The 18,262-nt window shown below is 73.1% G+C and carries 16 protein-coding genes; 8 read left to right on the top strand and 8 right to left on the bottom strand.

Features of this window, described 5'->3' with window-relative positions; all coding sequences use genetic code 11:
- Positions 1-19 precede the first annotated feature (19 nt).
- Positions 20-1,351, bottom strand: a complete 1,332-nt coding sequence (locus O7607_RS03980; protein ID WP_269701061.1) for an ABC transporter substrate-binding protein — start codon at positions 1,349-1,351, stop codon at positions 20-22.
- Between the two features lie 279 nt (positions 1,352-1,630).
- Between O7607_RS03980 and O7607_RS03975 the strand changes: the two genes are divergently transcribed.
- Positions 1,631-3,640: a beta-galactosidase gene (locus tag O7607_RS03975; protein ID WP_269701060.1), complete on the top strand. Its 2,010-nt coding sequence runs from the start codon at positions 1,631-1,633 to the stop codon at positions 3,638-3,640.
- A 34-nt stretch (positions 3,641-3,674) separates the two neighbouring features.
- The gene (locus O7607_RS03970; RefSeq protein WP_269701059.1) at positions 3,675-4,451 is read left to right on the top strand and encodes a DeoR/GlpR family DNA-binding transcription regulator; all 777 of its coding nucleotides are present in this window, start codon (positions 3,675-3,677) and stop codon (positions 4,449-4,451) included.
- A 147-nt stretch (positions 4,452-4,598) separates the two neighbouring features.
- Here the strand turns inward: O7607_RS03970 and O7607_RS03965 are convergent, their stop codons facing one another.
- On the bottom strand, positions 4,599-5,966 hold the full coding sequence (locus O7607_RS03965) for an IS1380 family transposase (RefSeq protein ID WP_269706888.1): 1,368 nt from the start codon (positions 5,964-5,966) through the stop codon (positions 4,599-4,601).
- A 226-nt stretch (positions 5,967-6,192) separates the two neighbouring features.
- On the opposite strand from O7607_RS03965, the gene O7607_RS03960 reads away from it, so the two are divergent.
- The gene (locus O7607_RS03960) at positions 6,193-7,182 is read left to right on the top strand and encodes a sporulation protein (protein WP_269701058.1); all 990 of its coding nucleotides are present in this window, start codon (positions 6,193-6,195) and stop codon (positions 7,180-7,182) included.
- Between the two features lie 61 nt (positions 7,183-7,243).
- Here the strand turns inward: O7607_RS03960 and O7607_RS03955 are convergent, their stop codons facing one another.
- Positions 7,244-7,618, bottom strand: coding sequence for a hypothetical protein (locus tag O7607_RS03955; protein WP_433495397.1), 375 nt, complete (start codon positions 7,616-7,618; stop codon positions 7,244-7,246).
- Between the two features lie 273 nt (positions 7,619-7,891).
- On the opposite strand from O7607_RS03955, the gene O7607_RS03950 reads away from it, so the two are divergent.
- Entirely contained in the window at positions 7,892-8,314 is a 423-nt protein-coding gene (locus O7607_RS03950; RefSeq protein WP_269701057.1) for a hypothetical protein, read from the top strand.
- Between the two features lie 70 nt (positions 8,315-8,384).
- On the opposite strand, the gene O7607_RS03945 is transcribed toward O7607_RS03950, so the two are convergent.
- Both O7607_RS03945 and O7607_RS03940 read right to left on the bottom strand, forming a co-directional pair.
- On the bottom strand, positions 8,385-10,604 hold the full coding sequence (locus tag O7607_RS03945; protein ID WP_269706885.1) for a HelD family protein: 2,220 nt from the start codon (positions 10,602-10,604) through the stop codon (positions 8,385-8,387).
- Positions 10,605-10,845: 241 nt separating this feature from the next.
- Positions 10,846-11,955, bottom strand: coding sequence for a LolA family protein (locus tag O7607_RS03940; RefSeq protein WP_269701056.1), 1,110 nt, complete (start codon positions 11,953-11,955; stop codon positions 10,846-10,848).
- A 95-nt stretch (positions 11,956-12,050) separates the two neighbouring features.
- Here O7607_RS03940 and O7607_RS03935 point away from each other — a divergent pair, with 95 nt between their 5' ends.
- Positions 12,051-12,707, top strand: a complete 657-nt coding sequence (locus tag O7607_RS03935; RefSeq protein WP_269701054.1) for a response regulator transcription factor — start codon at positions 12,051-12,053, stop codon at positions 12,705-12,707.
- A complete protein-coding gene (locus tag O7607_RS03930) occupies positions 12,704-14,104 on the top strand; it encodes a sensor histidine kinase (RefSeq protein WP_269701053.1) in 1,401 nt (466 codons plus the stop codon). Before O7607_RS03935 ends, O7607_RS03930 begins: the two co-directional genes overlap by 4 nt.
- Positions 14,105-14,108: 4 nt before the next feature.
- On the opposite strand, the gene O7607_RS03925 is transcribed toward O7607_RS03930, so the two are convergent.
- On the bottom strand, positions 14,109-15,677 hold the full coding sequence (locus O7607_RS03925) for a tetratricopeptide repeat protein (RefSeq protein WP_269701052.1): 1,569 nt from the start codon (positions 15,675-15,677) through the stop codon (positions 14,109-14,111).
- A 48-nt stretch (positions 15,678-15,725) separates the two neighbouring features.
- On the bottom strand, positions 15,726-16,196 hold the full coding sequence (locus O7607_RS03920) for a MarR family winged helix-turn-helix transcriptional regulator (protein ID WP_269701051.1): 471 nt from the start codon (positions 16,194-16,196) through the stop codon (positions 15,726-15,728).
- A 50-nt stretch (positions 16,197-16,246) separates the two neighbouring features.
- Between O7607_RS03920 and O7607_RS03915 the strand changes: the two genes are divergently transcribed.
- Both O7607_RS03915 and O7607_RS03910 read left to right on the top strand, forming a co-directional pair.
- A complete protein-coding gene (locus O7607_RS03915) occupies positions 16,247-16,768 on the top strand; it encodes a VOC family protein (protein WP_269701050.1) in 522 nt (173 codons plus the stop codon).
- 47 nt (positions 16,769-16,815) lie between these two features.
- Positions 16,816-17,724, top strand: coding sequence for a hypothetical protein (locus tag O7607_RS03910; protein WP_269701049.1), 909 nt, complete (start codon positions 16,816-16,818; stop codon positions 17,722-17,724).
- Here the strand turns inward: O7607_RS03910 and O7607_RS03905 are convergent.
- Entirely contained in the window at positions 17,690-18,208 is a 519-nt protein-coding gene (locus O7607_RS03905) for a potassium channel family protein (RefSeq protein WP_269701048.1), read from the bottom strand. The genes O7607_RS03910 and O7607_RS03905 overlap by 35 nt on opposite strands.
- Positions 18,209-18,262 lie beyond the last annotated feature (54 nt).

Genomic DNA, 18,262 nt, shown 5'->3' with positions numbered 1-18,262 from the left:
GTCCTTCCCCCTTCCGCCGTCAGCTGGTGAAGATCGACTTCTTCTGGTTCTCGATGCTGGTGAGCAGCCCGCTGATGTCCTTCGGGTCCTTGATGAACTGCTGCAGCGCCGGGATCATCACGGTGGAGGCGAAGTCCGGCCGCGTGTCGCGGTCGAGGAACTGGGCGATCTCGGTGGCGGAGCCGACCAGCTCGGCCGCCTTCTTCTGCAGCGCGGTGTAGGCGCCGGTGTCCGCGCCGCTGTTGGCGACGAGCGTGCTCGGGTCGTTCTTGACCGTGATGTCCGCCGCCTCCTTCGAGCCGAGGTACGTCAGCAGCTTCTCCGCCGCGTCCTTGGACTTCGGCTTGCGGGCCATCATGTAGCCGTCGATCGGGGCGTCCAGGGCCTTCGCGCCGATCGTGGAGTCGACCTCGGGGAACGTGAAGAAGTCCAGGTCCTCCAGGTCGGCGCCGCTGAACTGCTGGCCGACGAACAGGCCGAGCAGGTACATGCCGCTCTTCTTCTGCTGCAGCGACTGGGCGGCCTCCTGCCAGGTGCGGCCGAGCGAGTCCGGCTGGTGCAGGGGGAGCAGCCCGGCCCAGGTGTCGAAGACCTTCTTCACCTTGTCGGAGGTCCACGCCTCCTTGCCGGCCATCAGGTCGACGTGGAACTGGTAGCCGTTGATCCGCAGGTTGAGGATGTCGAACGTGCCCATCGCGGGCCAGCCGTCCTTGTCCGCGAACGCGATCGGGTTCAGGCCGTCCTTCTTCATCTGCGCGCCGAGCGTGTTGAGGTCGTCGAGCGTCTTGGGCACCTCGTAGCCGCGCTGCTGCCACACCGACTTGCGGTAGAAGACGGCCCACGGGTAGTACGACGCGGGCACGAAGTACTGCTTGCCGTCGTCGCCTGTGGACGCCTTCTTGAACGCGTCGGAGTAGCCGTCGAGCTTGCCCCACACGTCGCTGAGGTCACCGGCCAGGCCCTTGGCGGCGAAGAACCGCATCCGGTAGCCGGCGAACCAGGTGAACACGTCGTCCGGCTTGCCCTGCAGGTAGTTGTTGATGTTCTCCTGGAACGTGTTGTGGTCGACCGTGTTGATGTTGACGGTCACGCCGGCGGACGTCTTGAAGCCGTCCATCACCTTGGCGACGACGTCCTTGGGCTTCGGGTCCGACTGGTTCGAGCCGAGCGAGACGCTCTTGGCGTCGCCGCCGGAACCGGAGTCGGAGTCGCCGCAGCCGGCGAGCAGACCGGTGCCGAGCAGCGCCCCCGCGCCGGCCGCGCCGGCGAGCAGCGAGCGCCGGTTCAGGCCGGCGACGGACGGGGGTACGAGCCGGGCGAGGTATTCGGCTTGCGAGCGGGGACGGGACATGGTGCCTCCTGCGTGGAAGAGGTGCGCTGCGCTCATGGACCGTGATCGTTGGCGGGGAGCGGTGTTCGTGTCGGCCGCCGCAGATCCACCGAGAATCCACACGTCCGAACAAAAACAGCCGGTGGCGCTTGAAGCTACCCCCTCGCGCGGCGCTGTCAAGAGGGCAAAAAGGCGTCGCTGTTGCCGGTGCGGCAGGGCAAAGAGCCGGTAAACGTTGGAACTTCAGTCGATGTTGGAAAGTGTTGACTTGGGTGCTGTTCGGGGGCAACCTCTGCTGTCATGCGGAACTGGCACGGTGAGGGCATCTGGTACGGCGCCGACTACAACCCGGAGCAGTGGCCTGAGCAGACGTGGGCCGAGGACGTCGACCTCATGCGACGGGCCGGGGTCAACCTGGTCTCGGTCGGCATCTTCTCCTGGGCCCTGCTCGAGCCCACCCCCGGCCGGTACGTCTTCGACTGGCTGGACCGGGTGATCGACCTGCTGCACGACGGCGGTATCAGCGTCGACCTGGCCACCGCCACCGCCAGCCCGCCACCGTGGCTGGCACACCGGCACCCGGAGACGCTGCCCCGCCGGGCCGACGGCACGGTGCTCTGGCCCGGCGGCCGGCAGGCGTACTGCCCCAGCTCGCCGGTGTTCCGGGACCACTCGCTCGCGCTGGTCGAGGCCGTCGCCCGGCGATACGCGCGGCACCCCGCGGTCGTGCTCTGGCACGTCTCCAACGAACTCGGCTGCCACAACGTGCACTGCTACTGCGACGTCAGCGCCGAGGCGTTCCGCGGCTGGCTGCGCGAGCGCTACGGCGACCTGGACTCGCTCAACGCGGCCTGGGGCACCGCGTTCTGGAGCCAGCGCTACCACGACTGGGCCGAGATCAACCCGCCACGTACCGCGCCGACGTTCGCCAACCCCACGCAGCAACTGGACTTCCTGCGGTTCTCCTCCGACGAGCAACGCGCCCAGCTGCGCGCCGAGCGGGAACTGCTGAACCGGCTCGTCCCGCAACCGGTCACCACGAACTTCATGATCGGCACCGGCATCAAGTACCTGGACTACCACTCCTGGGCCGCCGACGTGGACGTGGTCGCCAACGACCACTACCTCACCGCCGCCGACCCGCAACCGCAGGTCAACCTCGCGTTGGCCGCCGACCACACCCGGGGCGTCGCCGGTGGCGCGCCGTGGCTGCTGATGGAGCACTCCACCAGCGCTGTGAACTGGCAGCCCCGCAATGTGGCGAAGACGCCCGGCCAGATGCGCCGCAACAGCCTCGCCCACGTCGCGCGCGGCGCCGACGGGGTGCTGTTCTTCCAGTGGCGGGCCTCCCGGGCCGGCGCGGAGAAGTTCCACTCCGCGCTGGTCCCGCACGCCGGGCCGGACACCAAGGTGTTCCGCGAGGTCTGCCGGCTCGGCGCCGACCTGCGCGCGCTCGCCGAGGTACGCGGCAGCCGCGTCGACGCCGACGTGGCGATCCTGTTCGACTACGAGGCGTGGTGGGGCGCCGAACTCGACTCCCATCCCAGCGTCGACGTCACCTACACCGACCGGTTGTCGGCGCTGCACGCCGCGCTCTGGCGGGCCGGGGTCACCGCCGACGTGGTGCACCCGTCGGCCGACCTGTCCCGCTACCGGCTCGTCCTGGCGCCCACGCTCTACCTCGTCCGCGACGCCGACGCCGACGCGCTGCGCCGGTTCGTGGAGGCCGGTGGCACCGCTGTGGTCACCTACTTCAGCGGCATCGTCGACGAGCACGACCACATCCGGCTCGGCGGCTACCCCGGCGCGTTCCGCGACCTGCTCGGCGTACGCGTCGAGGAGTTCTTCCCGCTGCGCGACGGCGAGACGGTACGCCTCGACGACGGCGCCCACGCCGACGTGTGGACCGAGTGGCTGCACGCCGAGGGCGCGGAGGTGCTGGCCGCGTACACCGACGGGCCGCTGCCCGGCGTGCCGGCGCTGACCCGCAACGCCGTCGGTGCGGGCGCCGCCTGGTACGTCGGCACCCGCCTCGACGACGAGGCCACCGACCGGCTGGTGGCCCGCCTGCTCGACGAGACCGGCGTCCGTCCACCGGTGAGCGCGCCGCCCGGGGTGGAGGTGGTCCGCCGCCGCTCGGCGGACCGGAGCTGGCTGTTCGTGGTCAACCACACCACCGAGCCGGCACGGCTGGCGGTCAGCGGCGTCGAGCTGCTCGGCGGCGTCAGGTGTGACGGCACCCTGGAGGTGCCGGCGGGTGAGGTGGCGGTGGTCCGCGAGGAGCCCGCACCGGTGCCCGCGACCGCCTGACCGGTACGTGGCCGTTCGCGCCGAGGAGGTACCCATGCTCGCCCAGCAACGGCAGAGCGCCATCCTGGAGTTGATCCGCCAGCGCGGCGGCGTCCGGGTCTCGCACCTGGTCAGCCGCTTCGGGGTGTCCGACATGACGATCCGCCGCGACCTGGAGGTGCTCGCCGACCGCGGTCTCATCGACAAGGTGCACGGCGGCGCGACACTGGCCGGGCCCGGCTCCACCGAGGAGCCCGGCTTCGCCGCCAAGTCCGTCCGGCAGCAGGCCGAGAAACGCGCCATCGTGGAGCGGGCCGCCGACCTGGTCGAGCCGGGAATGGCGGTCGCGCTCTCCGCCGGCACCACCACCGCCGCGCTGGCCGCCCGGCTGGCCGAGGTACGCGGGCTGACAGTGGTCACCAACTCCATCCCGGTGGCCGACGCGCTTTACCAGAACCCACGCGCCGACCAGACGGTGGTGCTGACCGGTGGCATCCGTACCCCGTCGGACGCGCTGACCGGCCCGGTCGCCGAGGCGGCCATCGCCGCCCTCAACGTCGACCTTCTCTTCCTCGGCGTGCACGGGATGAGCCCACGTACCGGGTTCACCACGCCCAACCTGCTGGAGGCGGCGGTGAACCGGCGGCTGATCGGGTCCGCCCGGCGGCTGGTGGTGCTGGCCGACCACACCAAGTGGGAGACCATCGGCATCGCCACCATCGCACCGCTGGAGGAGGCCGACGTACTGATCACCGACGGCGGCCTGCCGCCGGAGGCCCGCCGGCAACTCGGCGAGCAGGTCGGCGAACTGGTGGTGGTCCGGGCGGACTGAGCCTGAATCCACCGGTGGTTGGTGAGATGGGCGTGTCGGTGCGTGGGATTGACTGTTGCTGATGGGTGGGAGTGCTGGGCAGGGTAGGTCTGCCGGTCTGCCCGGCTTGCTCCGTGGTCCTGGTCGTGGTGGTCGGTGTTGGTGTGGTCAGCCGGCGGGTGGGGGCAGGCTGCGGATGCGGTGCAGGGCGTTGAGGAGCGTGTCGGCCCAGGGCCAGGCGCGGGGTAGGTGCAGGTGGAGGCGGCGGGCGGTGCGGGTGAGGCGTGCGCCGACGGTGTAGATCTTGCGGCGGATGGTCTTCGCCGTGACGCGGGGCAGGCCGAGGCCGAGGCGGGCGGTCCAGCGGGTCAGGTTGTGGGCGATGGTGTTCAGGACCAGCCAGGCGGCGTTGCCGCCGAAGCTTTTGGTGGGCAGGTGGGCCAGGCCCATGCCGTGTTTGAGGTCGCGGATGGCCAGTTCGACTTCGGCGTGGCGGCGGTGGTCGGCTTCCAGGTCGAGCATCGGTCCGTCGCGGTCGGTGATGAACGGGTGGTAGTCGTAGACGGGGAACAGTGCCTGCTGGGTGGCGCGGCCGGTGTTGCGGGCCAACGCGTCGGTGCAGGGGGTGCGGCGCACGATCAGCCGGACCGGGGCCGGGTCGGGTCGGTCGTGGCCGCGGGTGTCCTGGGTGAACGGGGTCCAGGCGATCTCGGTGACGGCGGCGCCGGGTAGGAAGTAGTCGATCGGGGTCCACGCGTCCTCGTCGATGGCGGGGATGACGTGCTTCAGGTTGCCGATCATGCGGGCGCCGATGGAGAACCGCACCCCGGCGGCCCGGCAGGCGGCGACCACGTCGTGCAGGTAGAACCCGGAGTCCATCCGCAGAACCAGTTCCCCGGCTGCGCCGGCGGCCCGCATACGGCCGATGGTCTCCTTGATGAACACCGGCGCGGCGGTGGCGTCGTTGGACCGGCCCCTTCGCAGCCGGGCGTGCGCGACGTCGCCGGTGCCGGCGATCACCGCGAGCAGAGGGTGATAGCCCCGCCGGCCAGTGCGCATCACCTCCCGCGCGCCGGCCTTGCCCAACCCGAACGTCTCACACAGCGTGGAGTCGATGTCCACCGTCACCGACTCGGTCAGGCCAGGTGACGCCCCCACGGTCACCGCCCGGGCCAGCAACCGACGGGCGACCACATCGAGTTGCCGGGCGTGATTGAACCCGAACGCCCGCAGAAACGACCCGACCGTCGAGGGCGCCGCCACCCGGTGACCTAGAACCGCCTGGGTCGACCCCGCCCGCAACGCGGCCACATCATCGATGCAGTCCCCACCGGCCAGCAGCGAGTGGATCACCGTCAGGCACTTGTCGTCCGGATGTGCGCCCAGACTGCCCGGCACCGTCACATGCTCCCGCAACAGCCCCGGCAGACCCAGCCGCTGCCCCAACGACGCCGCCACCAGCAGACCCGCATCCGACACGGCATTACCGTCATCCGCGCTGACAACGAGCCGATCCAAGCTGTGCGATGCTGACACCACGAGGGTGCTCCTTGCGTAGGTGAATCATTGGTGTGGTAACCACGATTTTCCCTGCTCAGGAAGCACCCTCACTCGTTCAACACGCCCTACCCCGACCACACCCCGGTGGATTCAGGCTGAGCCCACGGCGTGCCTCACAGCCACTTCTCAGTCGCGGCATTTAGGGTGCCCTGACGAAGCGTCCGACGGTCCATGTCGGAGTGCCGTTCAGCGGGAGTGACCGATGGTCTTCAAGAAGATGTTGAGCGCGTTCGGCGTGGGTGGCCCGAGCGTCGACACGGTGCTCACCAACCCGAACACCCGGCCGGGCCTGACCCTGGACGGGCACGTGAACCTGGTCGGCGGCGACAGCCCGGCGCGGATCGAGCAGATCAACCTCGGCCTGGTCACCCGCGTCGAGATCGAGGGCGGCGACCACGAGTACGCGGGCGTCATGGAGTTCCACCGGCTGCCCGTCAGCGGCGCGTTCGAACTGGCGCCGAAGCAGCAGCTGTCGATCCCGTTCCAGATGCCGGTGCCGTGGGAGACCCCGATCACCGACGTGTACGGCCAGCGCCTGCGCGGCATGACGATGGGTCTGCGTACCGAACTGGCGGTCGCCCGCGCGGTCGACAAGTCGGACCTGGACCAGGTGTCGGTGCACCCGCTGCCGATCCACGAGCGGATCCTGGAGGCGTTCCAGGCGCTCGGCTTCCGGTTCAAGAACGCCGACCTGGAGCGGGGCCACATCTACGGCGTGCCGCAGACGCTGCCGTTCTACCAGGAGATCGAGTTCTTCGCCGCGCCGCAGTACGCGCAGACGGTCACCGAGGTCGAGCTGACGTTCGTGACCAGCCAGCAGGGCGTCGAGGTGATCCTGGAGTGCGACAAGCGCGGCGGCTTCCTCAGCGCCGGGCACGACGTCATCGGCCGTTACTCGGTCCCGCACACCGACGCGGCCCGTACCGACTGGGTGCAGGTCGTCGACGGCTGGCTGCGGGAGACCACCGGCCGCTACGGCAGCATGCGGGCCCAGGGCTTCGGCATGCCGCACGGAGGCGGCCACGGCTACCCGGGTCATGGCTACGCCGGCCACGGGCGGCGCGGCCCGGGCATGGGCGGCGTGGTCGCGGGCGCCGCGCTGGGTGTCGCCGGCGGCATGATCGCCGGGGAGATGATCGAGGACGCGTTCGACGGCGGCGGCGACGACTTCGGGGACTTCGGCGAGGAGTGAGCACACGCGACGACGCCCCCGGGACGGATCCCGGGGGCGTCGCCGTTCGCGCGGCGTCGGATCAACGTCCGCGGCGCTCCTTGCCGGAGCGGCGCGCGCTGCCCGCCTTCGACAGGCCACGGCTGACCAGGTACGCGCCGGTCAGCGCGGTCAGGTACCACCAGGCCTGGTTCGGGTTGTTGATGTTCAGGCCGTTGGCGGTGGTGCCCTTCCAGAACGCGGCGATCGCGACGAGTGCGACAGCTGCGGCGTACACCCAGAACTCGGTGGTCAGGAACGCCTGCTTCGTCTCCGTACCCGGGGACGGCATCTGCTCCCGGTGGCCGTCGTGCATCGACGGCATGTGCCGGGTCGACGTGTCCTGCATGCTCGACCGGTTCTGGACGTCGGACATCGGCCGGTTCATCGGCCTGGTGGATGCAGCCTGCGTGCTCATCTGGTCCTCCTCAGGATTTGATGAGTCGTACCTGCATACCCTCGCCCCGCTACCGCAGGTCGGCCACGGCGCGGTTCGCGCTCGGTGGCGGGGGCACCCTGGGTCTACCCCTCGCCGGAGACAAGGTAACCGCCGGTCGTCGTCGAATGACCGCCCCGCTCAGGAACCGGACATCCGGGTGCCAACCCGGCCTCCCGCCGCCGGTTCCGGTTTCAGCCACCCACCCTCGGGCACGCCATACCGATACCCCGAGAGAGCTGCGAGGTGGTTGACGTGCGTGAGGACGACATGCGGCAGGACGCCGCCCGGCGGGCCGAGCAGCGGGTCGCCGGAGGCGTGTACGGCGAGGGCGCGCTGGACGAGGTCACGGTGCCGCAGACCGACGTCGAGCGGATGCGGCAGGAACTCGACCCGGACGACCCGGCGGACGTACCCGTCGACCCGACGGTGCTGCGCGACGGCGGACCGACCCGGGGCCAGGGCGCGGTGACCACGACCGGTGGTACTGCGGGTCCGGCGAGTGTGCGCCGGCTGGCCCGGCAGCCCGAGAAGCACCCGGGCAAGGTGGCGCCGACGACTACCGGTGACGCCGGTACGGGTGGCCTGAGCACCCCGGCCGGTGGCTCCACGAGCGACAACTCGTCCACGGGTGCCCAGGTCGGCAACTTCACCGACAACCGGCCCAACCCGGGCTGACCGAGGCGGAACGACGGAGGGGGCGGCACCGATGCCGCCCCCTTTCTGCGTCGATCGGTGGGTGGGGGGGCTAAGGAGTGCGGAGGATGCCCAGGCGCTGGGTGGCTCTCGTCAGGGCCACGTAGAGGTCGCTGTGGCCCCTCGGGGACTCGGAGACGATGCGGGCCGGGTCGACCACCAGCACCGAGTCGAACTCCAGGCCCTTCGCCTGCTCGGTGGTCAGCACCACCACCCGGTTCGCCAGCTCCGGCTGCTCGCCCACCGTCGCCTCCGGCAGCGCCGCCACCACCGCACCACCCAGCTCGGCCACCCGGCCGGTCGGTACCAGCACGCCGAGCCGCCCGTCGCCGAGCGACGCGGCCTCCCGGGCGGTCGCGTCGACAAGCTCGGCCACCAGGCGGTCCGCCGGTACGGTCCGGTCCCACGGCGGTACGCCGGTGGCGCGTACCGAGCGGGGTGGCCGCAGCGCCGGGTCGATCTCGGCGAGCACGTCGGCGGCGACCGCCATGATCTCGGCCGGGGTGCGGTAGCTGACCGTCAGCTCCTCCAGCCGCCACCGGTCCGCCACGTACGGCGCCAGGGCCTCGCCCCACGACGGCGTGCCCGCGAGCGCCCCGGTCTGCGCCACGTCGCCGACGATCGTCATCGACCGGCTCGGGCAGCGGCGCATCAGCAGCCGCCACGCCATCGGCGACAGCTCCTGTGCCTCGTCCACGATCACGTGCCCGAACGCCCAGGTCCGGTCGGCGGCGGCGCGCTGGGCGGTGGTGAGCCGGTCGGATTCCTCCTGCCGCTCGGAGAGCCGGTCGGCGTCGATCAGGTCGGTGACGCCGAGGATCTCACCGCCGTCTGCCTCGTCCTCCACGTCGATGGAGCGGGAGCCGCGCCAGATCTCCAGCACGCCCTCGGCGTACTCGCGTTCCAGCGCCCGGATCCGCTCCCGGCGCGCCACGGCGGCGCGCTCGTCCTCGCCGAGCAGCTCGGCGGCCTCGTCCAGCAGCGGCACGTCGGCGGGCGTCCAGCCGCCGGGCTCGCGGTGCAGCGCGGCCCGCTCGGCGTCGGTGAGCATCGGCGCGGCGGTGGCGATCCGCTCCGGCGAGGCGTACAGGTCGGCGAGCAGGCGTTGCGGGGTGAGCACCGGCCACAGCTCGTCCAGCGCGGCCCGGATCTCCGGCTCCTCACGTAGCTCGCGGCGGATCTCCGCGCGGTCGGCCTCGGAGAGCAGGTTCTCCCCGCCCAGCGGGTCGGCGCCGATCCGCTCGGCCACCTGGTCGGCGAGCGCGTGCACGATCTCCACGTCGAACAGGGCGCGGGCCAGGTTGTGCGGGCGGCCGGTGCGGCGTACCCGGTCGCGGGCCTGCCGCACGGTCTCCGGGTCGAGCGTCAGCACCTCCCGCTGCGGCAGCTCGATGGTGACCGGCTCGTCGGGCACCCACTGCCGGTCCCGAACCGCCGCAGCGAGCACGTCGGCGAGCACCGCGCGGCCCTTCAGCGCCGCGGTGGTGGCCGGCTCCGCGCGGCGGGCGTGTACGCCGGGGAACAGGTCGGCCTGGGTACGCAGCAGCACGCCGGTCTCGGCCAGCGTGGGCAGCACCTGGGAGATGTAGCGCAGGAACGTGGCGTTCGGGCCGACCAGCAGCACACCTCGGGTGGAGAGCTGCTGGCGGTGGGTGTAGAGCAGGTACGCGGCCCGGTGCAGCGCCACCGCCGTCTTGCCGGTACCGGGGCCGCCCTGCACCACCATCACGCCGGGCAGGTCGGCGCGGATGATCCGGTCCTGCTCGGCCTGGATGGTCTCGACGATGTCGCGCATCCGGCCGGTCCGCCCGGCGTTGAGCGCGGCGAGCAGCGACGCCTCGCCGGTCAGCTCCTCGTGCGCGGTGGGGGAGGCGGCGGCGATGTCCAGCACCTCGTCGTTGAGCCCGGTCACCTTCCGGTCGCGGGTGCGCAGGTGGCGCCGGCGGCGTACGCCCTGCGGGTTGGCGGCGGTGGCCAGGTAGAACGGGCGGGCGGCCGGGGCGCGCCAGTCCATCAGCAGCGGGTCGTAGTCGCCGGAGGAGTCGAAGATCCCGATCCGGCCGATGTAGCGGACCGCGCCGTCGTCTCCGTCGAGGCGGCCGAAGCACAGGCCGCTCTCCACCGCGGAGAACTGCTCGACCTGGTCGGCGTACATCGCCACGGTCGAGTCGCGCTGCGACCGGGCCTGCTGTGTGCCGCCGGTGTGGCGCAACTCCTCGTCGAGCCGCCGGGCGGCCTGTTCCCGCATGCCGTCCAGCCGGTCGTACAGCATGGAGACGTATTCCTGCTCCCGGCCGATCTCGTCGTCCTGGTGCAGGTCAGCCGACACGTCGGAGTGCGTTGACAATCCGGCTCCTCATTGACTAAAATTGCCGCAGGAATGGCATTCAGAAGCCATTCCTTTTTTGTGCCTGAACTGAGAAAGATAGCGCGTCGGCCGCCACCCGACCAAGCCCGGACACGACTCGGGGCCCGGCCGGCGTCAGCCGACCGAGCCCCGGGCACGGCAGTTCTCAGCCCTTTGCGGCCTCGTAGAGCCGCTCCGGCGTGACCAGACCGGCGATCACCCGGCCGTCGTCGGTCAGCAGCACGCTGAACAGCTTGCCGCTGAGCAGCCGGCCGCTGCCCCAGTCGCCGCTGACCTTCGGCAGGTCGCCGAGCACGCCGGCCAGCATCTGGGCGTCCGGCGCGTCCGCGCCGGGCTTCGCGCCGTCGCCGGTCGCCGCATCGCCGATCTTGGCGACCACCACCGTGGTCCAGCCGGTGCCGACGGTACGCACATCCGGCTTCTCGGCGTCCTTGCGGTCGAACCGCTTACCGGCCGGTCCGGGCCGCTCGCCCTCGGTCGCCTCGGTGACCTTCACGCCGGGCGGCGGGTTGAACCGGAACTGGTCGGCCTCCGGCGTGCGGAAGTCGACCTGGGTGAACGCCACCTGGAAGGCCGGCTCGTCCTGGCCGTCGGCGAGCACCTGCAGGCGCAGTGGCACGTGCTCCTTCGCGTCGAGCGCGATCCGCACCTGGTGGACCAGGGACGCCTTGTCGCGCGGGGTGAGCACCAGCTCGTACGCGCTGCGCCCGGCCACCGTCGCGGTGCGGCCGACGGTGACCGCCGTGGTCGGGTCGATCGCCTCCAGCGCCCGGTCCGCGGCGTCGGCCGGGGTGGCCGGCACGGTGGCCCGGTCCGGCGCGTCGGCCGGCAGCACCCGGTGCGTGGCGGTGTTCTCCCGGCTGTTCCAGGTCCACACGTCGCGGCCGTTGCGCAGGATGTCCTGCTCGCCGAGCGTGTCGACCAGCGCGAGCCGCTGCCGGTCCTCGCCGCCGTACCAGACGCGCAGCGTGTGCGTACCGGAGACCAGGCCGGCCAGGTCGTTGCCGGTGGCCTGGCCGGCGAGCGCGGCGATCGGCGGCAGGCCGAGGTCGGCGCGCTGCACCACGGTGCCGGAGAGCCCGTCCAGGCGGGACGTGCGCAGGTCTTCCAGGAGCTGGGCGGCGCTGCGCGGCGGCAGCGCCGGGTCGGCGCCGGCGGCGAACGTGCCGACGGCGGCGCCACCGCCGATCACGGCGACCCCCGCGGTCACCGGGACCAGCCAGCGCAGCACGGCGCGGTTCTTCATCACGGACATAGTGTGCACCTCCTGCGCACCATGCTGCGCGACCGTCGCTGTGACCACGCTGAGGAGATCCCCTACGGGTGACCCCATGGTGGCACCCTGGACCGGTGCGGTTGCTGGTGGTGGAGGACGAGACGCGGCTCGCGGCGGCGCTGCGCCGGGGCCTGTCGGCGGAGGGTTTCGTGGTCGACGTGGCGGCCACCGGCCCGGAGGGGCTGGACGCGGCCCGGCACGGCGAGTACGACGCGATGATCCTCGACGTGATGCTGCCCGGCCTCTCCGGCTACGAGGTGGTCCGCCGGCTGCGCGCCGAGCAGCGCTGGCTGCCGGTGCTGATGCTGTCGGCCAAGGACGGCGAGTACGACCAGGCCGACGGGCTGGACTGCGGCGCCGACGACTACCTCACCAAGCCCTTCTCGTACGTGGTGCTGCTGGCCCGGCTGCGGGCGCTGCTGCGCCGTGGCGCGCCCCGGCGGCCGGCCGTGCTCACCGTCGGCGACCTGCGCCTCGATCCGGCCCGCCGCCGGGTCACCCGGGCCGACACCGAGGTGGTGCTGACCAGCCGCGAGTACGCGCTGCTGGACTACCTGATGCGCCGCCCCGGCGAGGTGGTCTCCAAGACCGAGCTGCTCGACCACGTCTGGGACGCCTCGGTCGACACCGCGCCGAACGCGGTGGAGGTCTACGTCGGCTACCTGCGCCGCAAGATCGGCCGGGAGCGGCTGGAGACGGTACGCGGCGCCGGTTACCGGCTGGCCACGTGAGCTGGGTACGCGGCCCGCTGCCGCGCCTGGGCCTGCGCGCCCGGCTGCTCGCGCTCGGCGTGCTGGGCTTGGCGGTCGGGTTCGCGTTCGGCGGGACGCTGCTGGTCGGCGCGCTGGGCTGGACGCTGCAGCGCTCGGTCGACGAGGAGGCGCTGCGTACCGCCGACGCGGTAGCGCTGCTGACCGCCGAGGACGCGCTGCCGGACCCGCTGCCGGTGGCCGGCGGGCAGCTGCGGGTGCAGGTGGTCGACGCGCAGGGCCGGATCCGGGCCGCCTCGATCGACGCGGACCGCCTCGTGCCGATGCTCGGCCCGGACGAGCTGCGGCCCGGGCAGCGGCAGCGGCTGGTGGTGGACGGCCGGCGCGCCGGGATGCCCGGCCCGGTCCGGGTGGTCACGGTGCCGGCCGGCACGCCGCAGGAGCCGCGTACGGTGCTGGTCGCCAAGTCGCTCACCGACGTGCGGCACAGCCTGCGCGTGGTCCGCAACCTGCTGCTGGTGGGCTTCCCGCTGCTGGTCGCGGGGCTCGGGCTGGTGGCCTGGCGGGTGGTGGGCGCGACGTTGCGGCCGGTCGAGCAGTTGCGCAGCGGCGCCGCCGAGATCACCGGGCGGGCCGGGGCGGAACGGCTGCCCGTACCGGCCGGGCAGGACGAGATCCACCGGCTCGCGGTCACGCTCAACGACATGCTGGACCGGCTGGCCGCGTCCCGGGACCGGCAGCGGGCGTTCGTCGCCGACGCCGCGCACGAGCTGCGCAGCCCGCTGACGAACATGCGCACCGAGCTGGAGGTGGCGCGCCGCCTCGGCGACGACACCGACTGGCCGGCGGTCGCGGACGACCTGCTCGCCGACACCGAGCGGCTGAGCCGCCTGGTGGACGACCTGCTGCTGCTGGCCCGCCTCGACGAGCAGGACGGCAGGTCGTCCCCGGTCGGCCCGGTCGAGCTGGGTGAGTTGCTGCGCGGCGTGGCCGCACGCTACCCGTCGCCGCCGGTACGGCTGACGCCGCCGGACGTGCCGCGCTGGGTCGAGGGGGACGCGGGGGAGCTGCGCCGGGTGCTGGTGAACCTGGTGGACAACGCGCTGCGGCACGCCTCCTCGACCGTGGAACTGACAGTGAGCGGGCCGGACGGGGCGTACCACCTGATCACGGTGACCGACGACGGGCCCGGCATCCCGGCGGCGGACCGGGAGCGGGTGTTCGCGCGGTTCACCCGGCTCGACGACGCGCGGGCCCGCGACGCGGGCGGCGCCGGCCTGGGCCTGGCCATCGTGCGTGAGCTGGTGCGCCGGGCCGGTGGCACGGTGGAGCTGGCCGACGCGGCGCCCGGCGCCGTCGCGCCGGGGCTGCGGGCGACGGTACGGCTCCCGGTGCTGGCCGAGCCGGACGCGGACTGAGCGGTCAGCGGCGTTTCGTGCAGACCGGCCCGGTGCGGGCGACGGTGTCGGTGGACCACACGAGCGCCACCGTGAAGCAGTAGTCGGTGGTGCGGTCGAGCCCGTAGGCGATGTAGTCGACCGAGCCGGCGGGCAGCGTCGCGAACGTGCCCTGCGGCTGCCCGGAGCGGCCCCCGGCGACCACCACCGGCCCTTCCGCACCGGCCGGGTACGTCCAGCTCAGCACGATGCTGTCGCGCCGGTCGGTGAGCGTGAACCGCCCGGGCGGCGTGCCCGGGGCGGCGGCCGCCGCCGTGGTCGGCGCGGGAGCGGCCGAGGCGGGCGGCGGCGCGCTGGTGGCCGGTGGCGGGGTGTCGCGGCCGTCGTCCACCCGGGACACCCCGGCGATCACCGCGATGGTGCCGAGCAGCAGCGCCACCGCCACGCCGAGCACCACGAGCGGCAGCCAGGGCCGGGTGCGCCGCTCGACCGCCGGTGGCCGGGGCACGTGCACCGGCAGGTAGCGCGACGGCGCCTCGGGCGCGGGCGGCGGCACCCGGCATACGCCGTCGGGCTCGTCGTCGGTGAGCCCGACCACCGTGGGCGGCAGCGGGTCCGCGCCCGGGCGCCACGGCTGCTCGGCCGGGTCGTCGGGCGGCCACGGGTAGTCGTCGAACCCGTCGGCCTCCGGCGCGGTCCGCGGTGTCGGGACGTGCGCGGTCTCGGCGGCCCGGCCGGGCGGGTGGTAGAGCGGCGTCTCGACGGGTTCGTCGAGCGCGGGCGGCGAGTACGGCGGCAGGTCGTGCGGGCCCTCGGTGGGCGGTGGTACCCGGGCGGCGGGCACCACCGGCGTGGTCCGGGCGGGCGGCGGCTCGGGCGCCGGGGCGGGGGCGGGCGCGGGGCAGACGTGGTCCGGGTCGGCGGCGGCCCGGGCCAGCCCGGCTACCTGGGCGGCGAGCGGGTCGTCGGGGTCCAGGTGCAGGCGGCACAGTTCCTCGGCGAGCGTCAGGTGCTCGTGCGAGTCGGCGTACCGGCCGCAGTCACGTTCCATCGCGCCGAGCTTCGCCAGCATCTTGATGCCGCTGGGGTGGCCGTCGCCGTAGACCTCCCGGTGCAGCTCCCAGGCGTCCTGCAACCGGTCACGGGCCACCTCGCACTGGCCGCGCGCGTACTCCACGGTGGCCAGGTCGGCGTGCGCGGCCAGCACCCGCTGCGACTCCGGGCCGTCGCGGGCGGTCAGCTCGATGATCACGTCGGAATAGAGCCGGGCGGCCCGGGCGTCGCTGCCGACCCGGTGCAGCACCGCGGCGAGCGTCGCGGCGGCGGTGACGGTGCGCTCGTCGGAGCGGCCGAACAGCCGGGTGGCCGCCGCGTAAGCGAACGCGGCCCAGCCGCGGGCGGAGTGCGGCTCGCCCAGTGCGACCAGCACCCGGGCCTGGAGGCCGGCCGCCTCGGCCAGCTCGGGGGAGGCGTTGCCGGGGCGGGGATCGGCGTCGCTGAGCGCGTCGGCGAGCAGCCGCTCCGCGCCGGTGAGGTCGCCTTCGGACACCAGTTGGTGCGCCTGGACGGTCAGGTCAGCGAAGCCGGAGGACACGCCCCATCGTGCTCGTCCGGCGACGGTATGTACAAGCCCCGGAGTGGATCAGTTTGGTCCCGAATCCGTCAGGTGGTCGGCGAGCGTCTCGCTGATCCGGCGGAGCTGGTCGACCTGGGCCGGGCTGAGCGCGTCGAACAGGTGCCGGCGTACCCCCTCGACGTGGCCGGGCGCGGCGGCGGCCAGGGTCGCGAAGCCCTCGTCGGTGAGCACGGCGATCTGCCCGCGCCGGTCGGTGGGGCAGTCCTCGCGGCGGATCCAGCCGGACGCCTCCAGCCGGGCGGCGGCGTGCGAGAGCCGGCTGCGCGAGGACCCGGTCAGCTCGGCCAGCTCGCTCATCCGCAGCCGCCGGTCCGGGGCCTCGGAGAGGCGGACCAGGATCTCGTAGTACGCGTGCGGCATGCCCGCGTCGCGTTGCAGCTCGCGGTCGAGCGTCTCCATCAGCGCCCGGGAGGCGGTCAGGAAGGCACGCCAGGTCCGCTGCTCGTCGGGGTCCAGCCACCGGGTCATGACGCCCATCATACCGCCGATAGTTGAACGCTCAACAAAACCGGGGTACGGTCGGTGGCATGGGCATCCACCGACTCAACCACGCCGTCCTCTACGTCAGTGACCTGGAACGCAGCGTCGCCTTCTACCGCGACGTGCTGGGCTTCCGCCGGGTCCCGATGACGCCCGAGGGCTTCCGCGGCGCCGCGTTCCTCCAGGCGCCCGACTCCACAAACGACCACGACCTCGGCCTGTTCGAGATCGGCGCGGCGGCCGGGGCGTCCCAGGCCGGCCGGGCGACCGTCGGCCTCTACCACCTGGCCTGGGAACTGGACACGCTCGACGAGCTGGGCGCCACCGCCGAGCGGCTGGCCGCCGCCGGGGCGCTGGTCGGCGCGTCCGACCACGGCACCACCAAGAGCCTCTACGGCCGCGACCCGGACGGACTGGAGTTCGAGATCGTCTGGATCGTCCCGGCCGACCTGCTCGACGACGCCGCGCTCGCCGCGCGTACCCGCATCGGGCGGCTCGACCTCGACCGCGAGCGGCAGCGCTACGGCGGGCAGACCCGCGGCGGCGTGGGCATCTCCGTCCCGGTCTGAGCGGGGTTCACGGCCGGGCCGCCGCGCCGTGCGGTAGAAACGGCACCATGTCCACCGACGCCGTCCTGCGCGAACTGCTCGTCCGCCGGCTCGACCACTGGCTCCCCGCCGCGCTGCACCGGGCGCGGCGGGCCACGCTCGCGCTCGCGTACGCCGGAGGTGACGCCACCGGTGCGGAGGAGGCGCTGCGGGTGGTGGCCGAGTTCGCCGACCGGCTGCGCGGGCGGCAGCTGACCGTGCTGGTGGTGGCCGACGACGGCACCGACCTGCCGACGCGGCTCGGTGCCGCCGAGGCAGCGCTCCCCGCCGACGTCGCGGTGCATCTGGTCCCCGGTAGCCCGGACCGGCTGCCGGTGGCGCTCAAGGCCGCCGGTGCGGCCGGCGCGCCGCTGCTCACGGTGGCCGACGGCGCCGACCCGGACCCGGACCCGGCCCTGCTCGCCGCCGCCGCGTCCGGACGCCCGGCCGAGCTGCTGCTGGTGACCGAGCCCGGCCGGTCGCTGCGCCCGGCGCTCACCGGCGCCGGGTTCCCGCTCGTCACCGAGGTCGAGCTGGTGCCCGACGGGGACGGCCCGGCGCGGCTGCTCGGCTACGGCACCGGCTCCGACCGAGGGCTGGAGGCGGTGAAGGACGCGCTCTGGGCGGTCGACGAGTACGCGGGCGTGCGCTACCGCGACCCGGCCGACCCGCAGGGCCGGCTGCTCGACATCTCCCTCGACCCCGACCCCGGCCCGCTGCGCCGGGAACTGCTGGCCGAGCTGGCCCGCTCCGGCCCGCGTACGGTCACCGAGCTGCGCCGCTTCGCCGCCACATCGACCGTCTACCGGGCCGCCGACGCCAACCGGGCGCTGGCGTCGCTGCTCGCCTCCGGCGCGGTGACCCGCGACCCCGAGCACGGCCGGCTCGGCGGGGACGTGCTGATCAGCGCCGTCCCGCACGCTGGGTCATCTGCTTGACCACTATCGACGCTCCGGTGGCGACCACCCCGATGCTGAACACCATCTGCGCGCACACCGCCACCCGGGCGATCTGCCCCTGGGCGTGCACGTCGCCGTAGCCGACAGTGGTGAGCGTCGCGAGCGCGAAGTAGAGCGCGTCGACCCGGGTCCGCAGGCCGACGAACTCGCCGGGCCGGGTGTTCGCCACCACGTAGTCGCCGAGCGCGAAGACCAGCAGCCCGGCGATCAGCGCGACCGCGAGCCGGGTCAGTGCCCGGTCCTCGTCCCGGCCGGTCGGCTGGTCCTTGACGAGCTGGCGGCGGACCTGGCCGGTGACCAGGAACGCGATCACGGCAACCAGGACCGCCGTGCCGATCGAGCGCAGGGCCAGCCGCAGGCCGTTCGGATCGGCCTCGACCGGCACCAGGAAGTAGCCGACCAGCATGAGCGCGCAGGCCGCCAGGGCCCGCCGTCGCAACCGCCGCAGTAACACGTCCGCCATGCGGCGATTCTCCGGTCACCGGGACGCCCTGGCCGGCGGAACCGCGAACCTGGC

Origin of the sequence: Micromonospora sp. WMMA1949 (genome assembly GCF_027460145.1) — a bacterium.
Lineage (GTDB): Bacteria > Actinomycetota > Actinomycetes > Mycobacteriales > Micromonosporaceae > Micromonospora.
This window is presented reverse-complemented; position numbering and strand designations above follow the sequence as displayed.